A 15,298-nucleotide genomic window follows, 5' to 3' on the forward strand; every position below is an offset into this window, starting at 1 on the left:
AAGGAAGATTTTGATGAAATCCATTACCAAAATTACAATGGAACATCTTAATGAAAAACTTACTGAAGCTTTGTTGTTAAAATTTTGAAAATTACTAATGCTTGCTTACTATAATAATTTATGTAAAATGCCCTAGGAATATACCTAGGGCATTTACTAACAAGGGTCAGATTCCTTTGATGTATAACCAGCATTCGCCAGCACTTCTATAGCTTTTTGTAACTTTGCTTCATTAACCATTACTATAGGACCTGTACAGCCCATTCCACTTTCTGCGTAAATACCGTTTTTCCATAACGCTTTAACAGCATTTTCTAATTCTAAAATATCTATGCCTGAAATTGATCCTGTTACAACTTCCTTCGGTGGAGCTTCAACCTCTTCATCTACTTCTTTAGATGTTACTTCTTTTTTCAATCCCTTTATTATATCATCTAATTCAGCTTTCTTAGCTTTATTAAACTCTTCTTTACTAATTTTTATTAAATCACCTCTAGCTAATTCTGCAGCATAAGAAATAGCATTTGCTACTACCGGAACACCAGAAGCTCTCGAAAGTATTAATATTATCCTACTGTAATCTTCTCCAATTCCAGGACCATATCCATAACCTAAAGCTTCATAGCTTCCTCCTGTTGTAAATGAAGAAAAAATCTTCATTAGTAAATTACCTGTTAATGTATCTGTAATCATTACATCAGGCGTTCCTGCCAAAAGGTCATTTCCTCTCATTACAGAACCACCATCTGACCTCATTGATTCAGTAAAGTTTATTTCATATCCATTATTTGATAATTCTTTTAGAGCTCTTTCTACTTGTCTAGCTCCATCAACATTAAGTATACCAACAGTAGGATTTTCTATTCCCATTGCTTTAGCTGTTATAATACCGAAAATTCCATTTTTAATCATAGCCTCTACTCTATGTGGAGAAGATGTTCCAGTTGTAGTAGCTATAAACATCTCTCTGCCTAAACCTGGTGTAATAACTCTTCCTACAGTTGAAACACCTATTGGAAAATTATAATGCATCGTAACAGCACTATGAATTTCACCACTATCTAATAATTCTTCCATTTTCTTATGAGCTTCTTCTTCTGTATTAGCCTCAACTACTTCTAACTTTGTATCTACTTTAGGTCCTATTAATACTACTTCAATAGAATTATCCCTTGATTGAGCTATTTCAGCACCTTTAACTATATTTTCAACCCCATGCTCACTGCCTAGGATTGTAATACCTACTCTTATTTTCTTACCAAATTGTCCTGTTTCTATTGCATCAGCTATGTCATTAAAGACTTTACCAATGAGTTTTTTTACGTTATTATCTGACATCTATATCACCTCTAATCTCTTAAAAGATGTGATGCAAATTCCCTCATAGCTTCTGCTACTAACTTTTTAACTTCTTCCTCAGAAACTCCTTTATCACTATCCACTTTACCACTATTTCTTTCAATTACTATTGATACACCATCAAATAGATTTGTCATACGACCTAAGAATAAACTACCTTTACCAACGATCATAACTCTATTTATATTGCCATCAAGTAGTTCTTCTCTTGCAAATCCTACATAAGGAACCCCAGAAGGAATATGTCCTTGAGTTGGAGCCCATCCTGGCATACCATGCTCTTTAACAAAATTCATTAAGTCTTTTCTTTCTAGTTCTTTTCTCTTAACGCCTAAAGCAGCAATCATCTTATAGTTTGATGTAGGAACATCTCCTGCTCCAGCAGGCTTTGTAACATCTGGATTTTGCATCTCAACAGAATATTTATCTATATCTGTAATTTTTAGATTTCCCTTATCAAGAGGAGCTGTAATTAATGAAGTTATTACAGCCTGTGGTGAAGAACCTGTTCCAACAGTATGGCGTCCTACTAAATCAGTTCTTAATACAGGATTTACGCCATCATTTTTACTCACTAATATTGCAAATCCACCTAAAACATCTTCTAATACAGGCATTCCTTTTTTCACGTGATCTTTTCCATTCATTCCTAATTTTGCAGTTGCTCCTCCACCTACTATTACAACATTTTCATAAACTCCTGCTTGTACTAAAGCAGCAGCTTCTATTAATGCATGAGTAGGTGCAGCACAGAATCCTCTTGTATCTGAACCAGTTGCATTGATACAACCTGCAACTTCTGCAATTGCTTTTGCGAAGTTGCCTCCACCTCTTTGGTTCATATCTCCACAAGCTTCTTCTGAGCATTCAATTACATAATCTATGTCTTCAGCTTTAAAATTGCTCTTATCTAGTAAATTTAATAATGCTAATACACCTGAAGCTTTAACAACTAAGTTTTCAAATAAAGTATGAGCATTCAAATTAATATCAATATCATGCGCTCTCTTAACACAGCCAACTATTTTACCTTCATTATAGATAGGTTCAGCATGTTGCTCATTAATCAATTTTTCTATTTCAGAATTTTCTTCTCCTTCTTTAAGCTTCGAAATTAAATTGTCATTTATTAATGGATGTTTTTCTAATTTTTCTTTAACAACATTAGTAAATTCTTTTTCAAGCTTTACTAAATCAAATGCATCAGATATCTTCATAAGACCTATAAATTCGTCCTGAGGCATTATTTCTCCAAATTTACCAAATCTATTTGCATCTTCAACTTTTTTATCATACCAAGGCATCTCGTATTTTGATAAATCATCTGGTGTAATATTTCCGATATAAGTTTGATTTGGTGCATAACTTACAACTTCATCAAAATTACGCAAATGCTTTGGAAGCTCTTTTAAATACTCTGAGTCAGGATTTATTAATCTCTCTGAAGTTTGTGTAGTACCGCTGTGTATTACCATATCAGGTGCATGTACTAAAACATAACCTGTTCCTTTAACTACTGCAAAACTCATAGTTTTCACCTCCAAAAATTATCGTCGTTAGTCACTCGCTATTCACTATTCGTTAAATCTAAGAAGCTAAAAATGGAAATAATAAATTTTCATAAAGTATTATTCTGCTATATTTTAATAAAGGGTGATGAACCTATCATCACCCTTATAATTTTATATGATTAGCTTACTCTTCGAAAACTGTTTGACCATCCACTTCAGTTTGTAGAGCTTTTAATGCTCTTTCAACCAAACTTCTTCTTAAAGCCTTTTCTTCTTCTTTGCTAAGGCTTGGATTTCCAAGTGGATGTGGTATAGCTATTGTTGGAACTATTCTATTAGCACCAACAGTTAGTGATATAGGTACTACTGTACACATGTGAACTACAGGAATACCTGCTCTTTCGATTTCTTTAACCATCGTTGCACCGCAACGTGTACAAGTACCTCATGTAGATGTTAATATAACTGCATCTACACCATCTGCTACTAATTCTTTTGCAAATTCAGCTGCAAAAGCTTTAGCGTTAGCAACAGCTGTACCATTACCAGTTGTTGTATAGAAGTATCTGTGAAGCTGACCAATTTTTCCTTCTTTTTCTAATTCTCTAAGAACATCTACAGGTAATACCCTATCTGCATCCTCATTTGCATATACAGGGTCATAACCACCATGTGCTGTTTCATGTGTTTCTGGTGTTAAATCATCGAATTGTGAAATATCATATTTACCATACTTAGATGCACTTGAAGATTCAATATGATCTGGATTACCTTTTGGTACTATACCTCCAGAAGTAACTAAAGCAATCTTAGCTTTTGTAATATCCTTTACTGGAGGATTTGGTTCAACTCTGTCGAAGTCTGGCATTGGGTACTCAGTTTTGAATTCCTCGCCTTTAAGCTTTTTAATAAGCATTTCAACAGCTCTTTCTGAACCTCTTTTTTCTGCAAAATAATTCTTTCTTATACCTCTAGGGATATAACCTTCAACATCAGGAGCTTTTATCTCTTCTCCTTTTGCTAGTTTTAGAGCTAAAGCAGCCATTGACTTAACAGCTTTTCTCATACCAGCTGCACTATTTTTAGTTTCTACTATATAAACACTCTTTTTGAACATATCTGCACCAGGGTTTTCTGGATACATACCTGTCAATACTGGTATCCCTAATTCTTTATTAACGGCCTCAGTTATAGTACCACAAGCAACACCGTATCTACCAGCATTAAACGCTGGACCAGCAATAAATAAATCAGGGTTATATTTTCTAACCATTTCTATTATTATTTTCTTTGCTTCTTCTATATTTTCATTGAAATATGAGTCACCACAGATTATAGTTGCTACTATTTCTGCTTCGTCACCAAATCTCTTGCTAAATTCCATTCCTGGACCTACAACACCTTCTCTTACTTCAGGTTTGTGGTCAGCCTTCTCTTCTCCACCAATTCCTGCAAAGAATTGATTAATATAATGAACTACTCTTATTTTGCTCATTTTTCCCCCCCTCTCTAATTCGGGTCTTATTTTAGTCGTTAAATTTACAATATTCTTCTCTTATATCGCTAACTTCACTTATAATTTCATCTACATCTAATACCATTTCCATCATACCAATTTGTTCATCATAAACTTCTGGATCAACTTCATTTTTGAACTCTGGTTCTACTGCATGATATACTCTAAGTCCTAACTGGACTCCTGCTAATGGACCTGCAAAAGTAGGGTCTCCTGCTGTAACAGTTTCAGCTGCTAGCCCAGCAGCTTCTGCTTCAGCAGCTCCTAATATTACTACAACATTTTCAGCACCATATTTTTCAGTTAAATCTTTAACCCTCTTTTGATTTTCTAGGTCCATAGCTCCTGCAGCAGTTCAGACAAAACATTCAGTTGATGCAAAAACTACTTCAGCTTCAGTAGTCTTTAAGCACTCTTCAATAGCTGGTGCAGGAATTCCATCTCTGTCACCAATTACGATTACTTTCTTACCATCTAGTAATCCCATTCTTACCCTTCCTTTCTATCTAATTTTAATTTTCTTTGTTTTGTATACTATTTATAATTTACAAGTAACTAGCTTAATATCCTTTAGCTGTTAATTTGTTAAATCCTAACTCATTAGTAGCTCCTGTTATAGCTTGCAATTCAACTACTATAGAGCCATCTTCCTTCAAACTACCATCAAATCCACCAGCAATCTTATTAGCAGGTTCAATATGTCCTATAACTTTATCCATAGGTGGTAACTCGATAACTTCATTTGCGTTACCTCCTGTAACAACTGCATTTGCTAGTGGGTCTGCATCTGCTAATGATTGTGAAGCTCCATCTCTTCCTGCATATTCATCTGTTACAATAACTGTTTTAATACCTTTTTGTTCTATTTTCTTGCAGTTCATAATTAAGTCTGTATCTGGATTACCAAAACCTTCTTGTGAAATAATAACACCGTCTACACCTAGATATTCAGCTAATTTAGCAGTCCAGTTTGATGAACGCTCTTTATCAGCTAAATATACATTCTCATTAGTTATAATAACCCCAACAAAATTCAATTCTTTACCATGTTTATTGTAAAGGTCACGAATTATTGGGTTATTTAAATGATGATAAGTAGTATTCTTATCACAAGCTGATACGCAGTTACCACTAATAATAGCTCCATCCATTAACTCAGTTGGGCTTATTAAAGTAGGTAAAATCTGTTTAGCATCAACGCCATATACATAAGTATCATGCAATAAACCTTGACTTTGAAGCATTAATACATATGCTACCTTTGGTAATTCTGGATATTTTTCAATACTCTTAAGTAACGGTAAAAATTCATAAGTTTCAACATCATCTGGCTGTACATTCTTAGCTGCTTTTCCTAAATACTCTGCAGCTTTTAATCCAGCCATTCTAACAGCTTTTTCATGTTCATGTTGCTTTAATCCATCAACTGGCTCGCAAACTAAAACAACATTATTTAACTTTGAAAAAGGTGTATATTCGGCTCCTGGGCCAGTCATATCAATTATACCTTCTTGGAAACCTACTATTTTACCAGTAGTTACTACAGCAGCGCCTTTCAAAACATTAGTTCTTCCAGAACCTACTGTTTCTACTTTTGATAATATACCAGGGAAAATACCACCTTTTCCTTCAACTTTAACTCTAGGCTCAATAACATCCTTTACAGGCATTATTCTTACACTTTCACCTGGTCTAGCTAATTCAACATCTATACTCTTTAGATGTTCATCCTCTGATAAGATAGAAATCAATTCTTCTTTATTTACATAAAGCACTCCATTTTCAACCTTTGTTTCATTTCCAAACTGAACATCTTTGATATAGATATTTCCTAATTCTAGGCGCATGTAGTTCACCTCCCTTTTATTTTCAATATATTTCAAAATAAAAATTTAGACATACTTCTTAATCATTTCTTCTATATTTGCAGGTGTTGCATCTTCTTTTGTTAATTCATCAATTTTCTCTCCATCTTTATAAATAGCTATTGTAGGTAATCCTAATACTCTTTGTTTAATAGCTAGTCTTCTTGCTGATGAAGTGTCAAGTTTGCAGAATTTCATCTTATCTCCATATTTTTCTGCTAATTCTTCCACATGTGGTAATAAAGCTTTGCAAGGTTCACAGCTTTTTCCCCAGAAATCTACTAATACATATCCTTCTGCATTTAATACTTCAGCTTCAAAAGTTTCCTTATTTACTTCTAACATCATAATCCCTCCTTATTTTATTCACTAAAATTATTCTCAATATATTTTTCAGCCTGTGTAGCAGCTATTGCTCCATCTGCACAGGCAGTAACAACCTGTCTTAATGACTTCTTCCTACAATCTCCTGCCGCAAAAACACCTTCTATATTTGTTCTCATATCTTCATCTGTTAACAAATAACCTCTTTCATCCATATCTAATATACCTTTGAATAAAGCAGTTTGCGGCATATATCCTATAAATACAAATATGCCAAAAGTACCATCTTCTTCATTTGCGTGTATTTCTGTTTCTTCACCAGTAACTCTGTTTCTTATAACCATTGATTCAACAATGCCATCACCTTTTATTTCTTTAACTTCAGAGTTCCAAATAAAATCAATTTTTTCATTTTTAAATGCTTTTTCCTGAATAGATTTAGCTGCTCTTAACTGATCTCTTCTATGTATAATGGTTACTTTTCTAGCAAACTTTGTCAAATAAATAGCCTCTTCTACTGCTGAATCCCCTCCACCGATTACATATACATCAAAATCAGTAAAGAAATCAGCATCACAAGTAGCACAGTAAGAAACTCCTTTTCCAGTAAACTCTTTTTCTCCTGGACAATTTAGCTGTCTAGGTTTTGCTCCTGTTGCAACTATTACAGTTTTAGCTCTGTATTCTCCCTTTTCTCCTTTAAGTACTTTGATTTTTCCTTCTAATTCAACTTCATTAATAGTATCAGAAATCTTTTGAGCTCCAAATTCTTCAACTTGTTCAACCATTCTTGCAATTAAAGAAGGTCCTGTTGCATTTCTAATTGACCCAGGATAATTAGCAACTTCGTCTGTAGTTACTATTTGTCCTCCTGTTCTCTCTTTTTCGATAACTAAAGTCTTTAATCTTGCTCTTCCTGCATACAAAGCAGCTGATAATCCTGCTGGTCCTGAACCTATAATAACTACATCATATAAATTTTCCATAATTAACACCCCTTTTTAAGTTTTTAATATCGAAGATTTTGTTCCAACTTAACTAAATTTTCTCTCTTTAAAGCTTTTTTTATACAAATACAGCTTTTCATTATACCTTTTCGTTTATAACAACATCCTTAATAAGCGACAAATCTATAGTTTGGAAATCAATTAAAATCTTTTCTGGCCAGTTTGGAGTTTTGAAATCTCTTATAAATTTTTCTGCTGTTTGTATACTCCCTTCGATAATTATCAATGAATCATAATCTAAATATCCTCTATCGCTGCTAATAATTATAGATTTATAAGGTGTTTCATTAGGCTTTATACTTCCCGATAAAGGATGTGATAACAACTTATGACCTAAGTGTACTTTATCTCTAACTTTTCTCAAAATATTTAAATAATCCGTTTCATAATACTCTATATCGATGTATTCCGATAACTGATCTTTAACTAAAGGATTATTGGTTATAAGTATTTTACCCAATCAATTCACTCCTTAAAAGGAAAAGGTTTTCAGTAAAAATAACATAAAAACAGAGCAAAAGACCCCTATAGGTGCCTTTGCTCTGTTTATAACCTGAGAGTTTCTTCTTTTCCAAGAATTGCTCCTTCGGTGCCCTGAGGCTCTCCAGAGAACTGTCGAAATACGGTCCTTTTGCCTGAGAGCTTCATTACATACCGGCACAAGGTATATAACTTACTCCTTCGGCGCCTAAATGGTCTCTCCCGCATCTCTCATCCAGACAAAATAATATTCAATTATTAAACTTCTTTATATTCATATTATAATACATAAATTTTTCTTATACAACAAATTTTTCATTTATTTAACTTCTATTAATTCATAATTTGTACTACCTAATCCAATAGCTTCTCCATACTCTAATATTCTATTAGCATCTACTTGTGGATGTAAACCATGAAATTTATCTTCACCTGGTTTGTGTCCATCTTTCAAATCACTATTTTTTATACCCATTTGATCATTTATTAAATCTATACTTGCCTTATCTATTGCTACTGGGTCAAAAGAAGCTAATATACCTACATCATTAACTATTGGTGCATCGCTCCATGGAACACAGTCACACATTGGAGTTACATTCATCACAAAATTAAAATATGCAACTTTGCCTTCTTTGTTTTTAACAGCTCCATAAGCATATTCAGCCATTTTTTCAAGGAAAACATCTGAATCTGTCTCCCATTGTATTTGAATTGCACGTTTAGGACATATTGTTATACATTCACCACATCCAATACATTTGTCTTTGTCTATAACTGCTTTATTATCTACCATTTCTATAGCTTCAACAGGGCAATGTTTAACACACAATTTACATCCAATGCATTTCTTACTAATAACTTTAGGCTTAGCATCAGAATGCTGAATTTGTTTTCCTGCAGCAGTTGCACAACCCATTGCTAAGTTCTTTATAGTACCACCAAATCCAGCCATTCCATGTCCCTTAACATGACTTAATACAATCATAGAATTAGAATAATAAATATCCCCAGCTATCTTTACTGTTTCAAAATGATTTTTATCTATTTTAACTTCAACTGAGTTTTTACTATATATGCCATCAGCTATTATTATAGGTGCATTCACTACAGCATAAGCAAATCCATTTTCTATTGCCGTTTGTATATGTGTAACGCTATTTGTTCTACTTCCCGTGTATAGAGTATTTGTATCTGTTAAAAAAGGTCTAACTCCACATTCTTTTGCCTTATCAACTATTTGCCTAACAAAAATTGGATGTATGAAAGCACTTGAACCTTTTTCTCCAAAATGCAGTTTTATTGCAGTTATATCATCACTTGATAAAACTTCTTTAACACCAGCTTTATCAAATAACCTTTGAATTTTATTCGGTATATTATCTTTCTTACTTCTCGCTCTTAAATTTACAAAATAAACTTTACTTGCCACCCTATCACCTTCCTGTAAATAAGTATGTAATTCGTCTTTTAATATATCCAATTTATCAATAGGTTTTTATTCTTTTTCATAATATATAGCAAATGCTCCAGTACCAGCAAAAATAGCTACTGTACACCCTACTTCACCAAAAACTATTTCACTAACATCAAAGTTTTCTTTAATAGTATCTACAAGTTCTATGCCAAATTCTTCATTTCTCGCATAATTTATGGCTATAGTCTTATCTTTTAGATTTACATTCTCGCTTTTCATTTTTTCTATAATCCACTTGATTACTTTTTTTCTTCCACGAATTTTATCCATCTGGACAATATATCCGTCTTTCATAGTTATTACTGGCTTAATTTTAAGTTTTTCTCCTAAAAATGCTTTAGTAGCAGATATCCTACCAAGCTTCTTTAAGTTTTCTAACGAATCAACCACGATAATATATTCTAATTTATCAATTAACTCATTTAATCTTTCTATAATTTCATCTTTATTTTTGCCGTTTTTGGCCATCTTTGCAGCTTCTAATACTATAAGCCCTTGTCCTAATGTAATTCCTTTAGAATCTATAACTATAACTTTATCTTCTATTTCTGCTAACTGAGCAGCTGTTATAGCCGACTGATATGTACCACTTAGTTTTGATGATAAAGTTATCACAATTAAATAATCATAATCGTCTTTAAATTTTTCATATGTATTTAAAAACTCCATTGGAGTTACCTGCGAAGTAGTTGGTAATTTATTACTTTCATCCATTTTTTTATAAAACTCATCAACTGTAATATCAACTTTATCTTTATAACTTTCACTTTCAAAATTAATTGTCAAAGGTATAACCTCTATATCATATTCATCAATATATTGCGAGGGAATATCTGAAACGCTATCTGTTATAATTTTTATTTTTTCCACCTCTATTTCCTCCTTGTCTAGACTATATCTTTAAACATTATTATATAATTAAAAGATAAAGTACTCAAGAAAAAAACTTCACTGGCTACTCGCTTTTTGTAATTCGTTTTATTCTATTAATAGTAGATAGTCATTAGTTTTTAGTCTAATACCTAACGATTATTGTCTATTGACCACAAAAAAAGAGCCATAAAAGGCTCTTTTTTATTACTTAAGTGCATCTAAAATTGTTAAAGCAATATTTGATGCATGGTCTGCTATTCTCTCTAAGTTACTTATCATATCTAAGAATACTATACCTGAACTTGGATGACACAACTGTTTATTTAATCTTTCAATATGATTTGCTCTTAATTGTTTCTCCATTAAATCAATATCTTCCTCAAAAGCTATTACACTTCTAGCTATTTCTGGATCTGCTGTTTTATATGCCATAAGAGCTGTTCTATATGAGTTTTCTACTTTTTCAAACATCATTTCAAGTTCTCTTAAAGCTTCATCTGAAAAATTAAGCTTATTATCTATTGCATATTGTGCAAGCTCAGCAATGTTATCAGCATGATCTCCTACTCTTTCTAAATCATTAACTGTATTGAATAAAGTAGTTACTCTAATTTGTTGATCATCAGTTAAATCAGCATTTGAAAGTTCTACAAGATAATGAGTAATATCCTTTTCTAATTGGTTAATAAATTTCTCTTGTTCAAATACTTTATGTGTTAACTTTTCACTCTTACTAAAGAAAGATTCTTTTGCAATTTTAAGAGAATTTTGTGCAATTTTACCCATTCTTAAAACTTCTTTTGCAGCCTGTCCTACTGCAATAGAAGGAGTCTCAATAATTCTAGTATCTAAATATTTTAATCCAGTATTATCTTCTTCAACATCTCCTGGTATTAACTTCTTAGCAGCCATAACAATAAATCCTGCAAATGGGAATTGAACTATCACGTTAATAATATTAAAGAATGTATGCGCATTAGCAATCTGTCTTTCAACATCTTGTGGTGTCAAACGTGTTACTAAGTGCTGTATTGGATACCTTAACACAACCATAAATATAAATGTACCTATAATGTTAAATAATAAGTGCATAAGTGCAGCTCTCTTTGCTGTTTTGTTTGCACCAATACTTGATAATAGAGCAGTAACACAAGTACCAATATTATCACCAAATAATATAGGTAATGCTATATCTATTGTTACAAGTCCTTGACTAGCTAATGCTATAAGTAAACCTATTGAAGCACTACTACTTTGTACTATTGTAGTCAAACCAAAACCTACCAAAATACCTAAGAATGGGTTTTCTAAACTAGCTAATAAGTCTTTAAAAGCTTGTGACCCACTTAGAGGTTTTAAATAATGTTTCATAAAATCCATACCAATAAAAAGTATACCGAATCCTATAAGTATCTCAGCAATCTCTCTATGCTTCTTCTTTGAACTAAATAGCCAGATAGCAACACCTATTGCTACCACAATTGGTGCAATATCTGTTAATTTGAAAGCTACTAATTGTGCTGTTACTGTTGTACCAATGTTAGCACCCATTATTACTCCAATTGCTTGGCTTAATGTCATAAGTCCTGCATTTACAAAACCTACAACCATTACAGTAGTAGCACTACTACTTTGAATAATCATAGTTACTACTGTACCTACAATAACTCCCATAAATCTGTTGTTTGTCAGAATTTCAATTAATTTTTTTAATTTTTCACCTGCTGCCTTTTGTAACCCGGTTCCCATTAAATTCATACCGTATAAAAATAATCCTAAACCACCAAGTACACCAAAAGCAATTTCCATATTAGTACCTCCAATCATTCTTTTGTTAACACAATACTAATAATACAATATTTTTTATTATGTTTTGTTAATTCTATGTTAAATTTATTAACTTTTTATTTGTTTTGTTGATTCTATGTTAATTTTATTTTAATTATTTAAGGTTCGGAAAATTCAATTGTCTTAAAGCTTCATAAGCTATAATTGCTACAGAATTAGATAAATTCAAAGATCTTGCATGCTCATTGTTTAACATAGGTATTCGCATACATCTATCGATATTATCTTTAAGTAAATCTTCTGGTAACCCAGCAGTTTCTTTGCCAAATACAAGAAAACATCCATCAAAAAACTTCATATCAGTATAACTTCTTTTCGCCTTTGTAGTTGCATAAAAGAACTTCTCTTTTCCGTATTTTTCTAATAATTCATCAAAACTATCATAATAGTGTACATCCAAAATATTCCAATAATCTAATCCTGCTCTTTTTAGATACTTATTATCTAATGAAAAGCCTAGTGGTCTGACCAAATGTAAAGATGTACCTGTAGCTGCACAGGTTCTAGCAATATTTCCTGTGTTTTGTGGAATTTCAGGTTCAACTAAAACAATGTTTAAAGCCATAAGAATACCCCCTTAAATTGTCGTTATTAACCATCAGTCATTCGCTATTCATCATACTTGAGCGAAAAACGAAAACATAAGTTTTATAAAACTTTTTCTTTATTTATTATTAACTTTTAATATAATATTAACCTCAATCAAATCACTTCCTGCTCTAAACGGGATACAGTATATTACCCCATCGCTTACTGTATATTTTATTTCTTGACCATATATTAACGCTGGTAAAGACAAATCGACAATAATTCCAACATTATAAATATCTGAAATAGCATTACAGATTAACATATTACTCATATCACATAATATTTTTCTACATGTATCATCTAATTCAGCAATTGGTACATCATCTAAGATACTTGACACAATTTTTTTAGATATTGCCTCTGAAAGTTTTATAATAATTTGTCCTTTTATATTACCAGCTAAACCAGTAATTATCGCTATATCATCCTTTAACCTAACTTCTTTCTTAATATAAGGTTCTTCAATGTCCACAAATAACCTTATTGCCTGAGAAAAAATTTCCTGCCCTGATTTTGTAACGGCACTTATTATAATATCATCCATATATCCACTCCTTCAACCTAATTTAGTACTGTAGTTAATTACCATGTATACCTTTTATCCCATTTTTATCAATAACTATACCCTGATTATAAGCTCTATAACTAAAAATTTGTTCTGCTGTTTTTAAATCTAGTCCTCTCATATCCACTTTCTCTAATTGAGCCTCACCCAACCCTTTTTTATATAAATCATACAGATAATGAACAGCTTGAGGTAAAAATCCAAGTAACCTTGCACCTACAGTATCACAAGCCACAGGATCTGTACCTGCGATTATTATTCCAGAAGTGTCAATAGCCTTCCCGTCTGAAGGACCTGTTCCAATCATTGTCTTATCTGCACTAATTATGGTTAAATCTATTGGTATTTTTTCTGCCATAGCCACTATAAAATGATGTAAATCTTCATGTATCCCTAAAGATTTTTTTGGAAATCCATGAATTTCAGCAGGTGGCCAACCTAAAGCAATATTCTTAATCCCAGCACTAATAGTAGCTTCTTCATGTATTTTCAATTGTGTAAATGATATTAATACATCCATTTCCTCATAAAGTACATTAATTTTAGTTTTAGATGGTTTATTATGGTTTAACTCTAAATCTACATACGGTCCATAATTTAAATCAATAAATTTCACGTTATTCTCTTTTATTACTTTATCATAACCTACATAATTCATAACTTTATCAGTTGGGTCTCCTCCAGAACCAGTTGCTATTATTACTTCGCGTGGATTAAATCTTTTTACTATTTTTATAAGTCTGTCTAAAGTATTAGGTCCAACTACAGTAGCAGTATTTGGTTTCTTTGCTTTCACCCAGTTTGGTGTTATAACTACTTTATCGCCTTCTTTTAATATCCTCTGCAATGGTAAATTATAAAGACACTCTTCTAAAGAATCTCCTTCATTATAATCTTTTGCTATCGAAACAATTGGTTCAAAAACCCTTCTTGCTTTCACTACATTCCCTCCAAAAAATAATAGATTTTAAGATTTTTATCTTAAAATCTATTATTTTATACATAGAAGCTAATTATTCAATTCATTAATATATTAATTCTTTTAAAGCCTTATAAACTCCATCGTTATCATTTGTATCCGTAATTATATCAGCCTTCCTTTTCACTTCTTCTTCTCCATTTCCCATAACTATACCACAACCTGCAAATTCTATCATTGATAAATCATTATAATTATCTCCAATAGCTATCACTTCACTATTCTTAATATTAAATATATTGCACAGTTTTTCGAGAGCTTTCCCCTTAGACACACCTTTATTCATTATATCAAAACTACCTTTCCATGAACTTACAATTTCGATATTCTTGTTCTTACTAAGCATATTTTTTACATAATTTAACTTATCTAAATCATTATCCATTGTAACAAATTTATAAACCTTAGGTTTTCGCTTTTCAAATAATTTATTGGCATCATCAATTAATTGTATATTAATTTTGTCTCCTGGTTTCTGTTTTTTGTTCCAATTGTAATATTTTAAAGAATTATAGTTCAATTCTTTAGTATAAAAAGTATCATTATCGTAAAAATGAAAATACATATTATTTTCTTCTAATACTTTAATTATTTCTCTACAATCATCAAAGTTTATAGGATTTTCATAAAGTACATTATTCCTGTGATACTCACAAATATATGCTCCATTACAAGCTATTATTGGAGTAACAATTCCTAATAGCTTTGCATAAAATCTTGCAGATGTAAATATTCTGCCTGTTGAAATAACCACCTGTATCCCTTTTTCTGTAGCAATTTTTAATGCATTCTTATTCTTTTCTGAAATCTCATTGTTACTATTTAACAAAGTTCCATCCATATCTACTGCTATCAATTTATACTTCATACATATCACCTTTTCTATTTTAGTTTTTAAATATC

Annotated in this window: 15 protein-coding genes and 1 riboswitch; all 15 genes read right to left on the minus strand. The window is 31.8% G+C overall.

What is annotated here, in order from left to right; all coding sequences use genetic code 11:
• Positions 1-156: 156 nt before the first annotated feature.
• Positions 157-1,338: a glycine/sarcosine/betaine reductase complex component C subunit alpha gene (gene grdD, locus TR13x_RS06595; RefSeq protein ID WP_054871123.1), complete on the minus strand. Its 1,182-nt coding sequence runs from the start codon at positions 1,336-1,338 to the stop codon at positions 157-159.
• Positions 1,339-1,349: 11 nt separating this feature from the next.
• Positions 1,350-2,888, minus strand: a complete 1,539-nt coding sequence (gene grdC / locus TR13x_RS06600; protein WP_054871124.1) for a glycine/sarcosine/betaine reductase complex component C subunit beta — start codon at positions 2,886-2,888, stop codon at positions 1,350-1,352.
• Positions 2,889-3,054: 166 nt separating this feature from the next.
• Positions 3,055-4,365 (minus strand): glycine reductase complex selenoprotein B, encoded by a 1,311-nt coding sequence (gene grdB, locus TR13x_RS06610; protein WP_082394821.1) that lies wholly within the window; start codon positions 4,363-4,365, stop codon positions 3,055-3,057.
• A gap of 31 nt (positions 4,366-4,396) precedes the next feature.
• A complete protein-coding gene (gene grdA / locus TR13x_RS06615) occupies positions 4,397-4,873 on the minus strand; it encodes a glycine/sarcosine/betaine reductase complex selenoprotein A (RefSeq protein WP_082394822.1) in 477 nt (158 codons plus the stop codon).
• A gap of 73 nt (positions 4,874-4,946) precedes the next feature.
• On the minus strand, positions 4,947-6,233 hold the full coding sequence (locus tag TR13x_RS06620; protein ID WP_054871128.1) for a glycine/sarcosine/betaine reductase component B subunit: 1,287 nt from the start codon (positions 6,231-6,233) through the stop codon (positions 4,947-4,949).
• A 45-nt stretch (positions 6,234-6,278) separates the two neighbouring features.
• A complete protein-coding gene (gene trxA / locus TR13x_RS06625) occupies positions 6,279-6,596 on the minus strand; it encodes a thioredoxin TrxA (protein ID WP_054871129.1) in 318 nt (105 codons plus the stop codon).
• Between the two features lie 17 nt (positions 6,597-6,613).
• Positions 6,614-7,561 (minus strand): thioredoxin-disulfide reductase, encoded by a 948-nt coding sequence (gene trxB / locus TR13x_RS06630; protein WP_054871130.1) that lies wholly within the window; start codon positions 7,559-7,561, stop codon positions 6,614-6,616.
• Positions 7,562-7,661: 100 nt separating this feature from the next.
• Complete coding sequence (locus TR13x_RS06635) at positions 7,662-8,042, minus strand: GrdX family protein (RefSeq protein ID WP_054871131.1); 381 nt, start codon at positions 8,040-8,042, stop codon at positions 7,662-7,664.
• A gap of 153 nt (positions 8,043-8,195) precedes the next feature.
• Positions 8,196-8,297, minus strand: a riboswitch (glycine riboswitch).
• 84 nt (positions 8,298-8,381) lie between these two features.
• Positions 8,382-9,494, minus strand: coding sequence for a DUF362 domain-containing protein (locus tag TR13x_RS06640; RefSeq protein WP_054871132.1), 1,113 nt, complete (start codon positions 9,492-9,494; stop codon positions 8,382-8,384).
• Between the two features lie 66 nt (positions 9,495-9,560).
• Positions 9,561-10,409, minus strand: coding sequence for a DegV family protein (locus TR13x_RS06645; RefSeq protein ID WP_054871133.1), 849 nt, complete (start codon positions 10,407-10,409; stop codon positions 9,561-9,563).
• 207 nt (positions 10,410-10,616) lie between these two features.
• Positions 10,617-12,221, minus strand: a complete 1,605-nt coding sequence (locus tag TR13x_RS06650; RefSeq protein ID WP_054871134.1) for a Na/Pi cotransporter family protein — start codon at positions 12,219-12,221, stop codon at positions 10,617-10,619.
• Positions 12,222-12,354: 133 nt separating this feature from the next.
• Positions 12,355-12,825 carry a tRNA (uridine(34)/cytosine(34)/5-carboxymethylaminomethyluridine(34)-2'-O)-methyltransferase TrmL gene (gene trmL, locus TR13x_RS06655; protein WP_054871135.1) on the minus strand — a complete coding sequence of 157 codons (471 nt, stop codon included), beginning with the start codon at positions 12,823-12,825 and terminating at the stop codon, positions 12,355-12,357.
• Positions 12,826-12,924: 99 nt separating this feature from the next.
• A complete protein-coding gene (locus tag TR13x_RS06660) occupies positions 12,925-13,395 on the minus strand; it encodes a chemotaxis protein CheX (RefSeq protein ID WP_054871136.1) in 471 nt (156 codons plus the stop codon).
• Between the two features lie 34 nt (positions 13,396-13,429).
• The gene (locus TR13x_RS06665) at positions 13,430-14,356 is read right to left on the minus strand and encodes a DUF362 domain-containing protein (RefSeq protein WP_054871137.1); all 927 of its coding nucleotides are present in this window, start codon (positions 14,354-14,356) and stop codon (positions 13,430-13,432) included.
• A gap of 85 nt (positions 14,357-14,441) precedes the next feature.
• Positions 14,442-15,263, minus strand: a complete 822-nt coding sequence (locus TR13x_RS06670) for a Cof-type HAD-IIB family hydrolase (protein WP_054871138.1) — start codon at positions 15,261-15,263, stop codon at positions 14,442-14,444.
• Positions 15,264-15,298: the final 35 nt, after the last annotated feature.

Origin of the sequence: Caloranaerobacter sp. TR13 (assembly GCF_001316435.1) — a bacterium.
GTDB lineage: Bacteria > Bacillota > Clostridia > Tissierellales > Thermohalobacteraceae > Caloranaerobacter.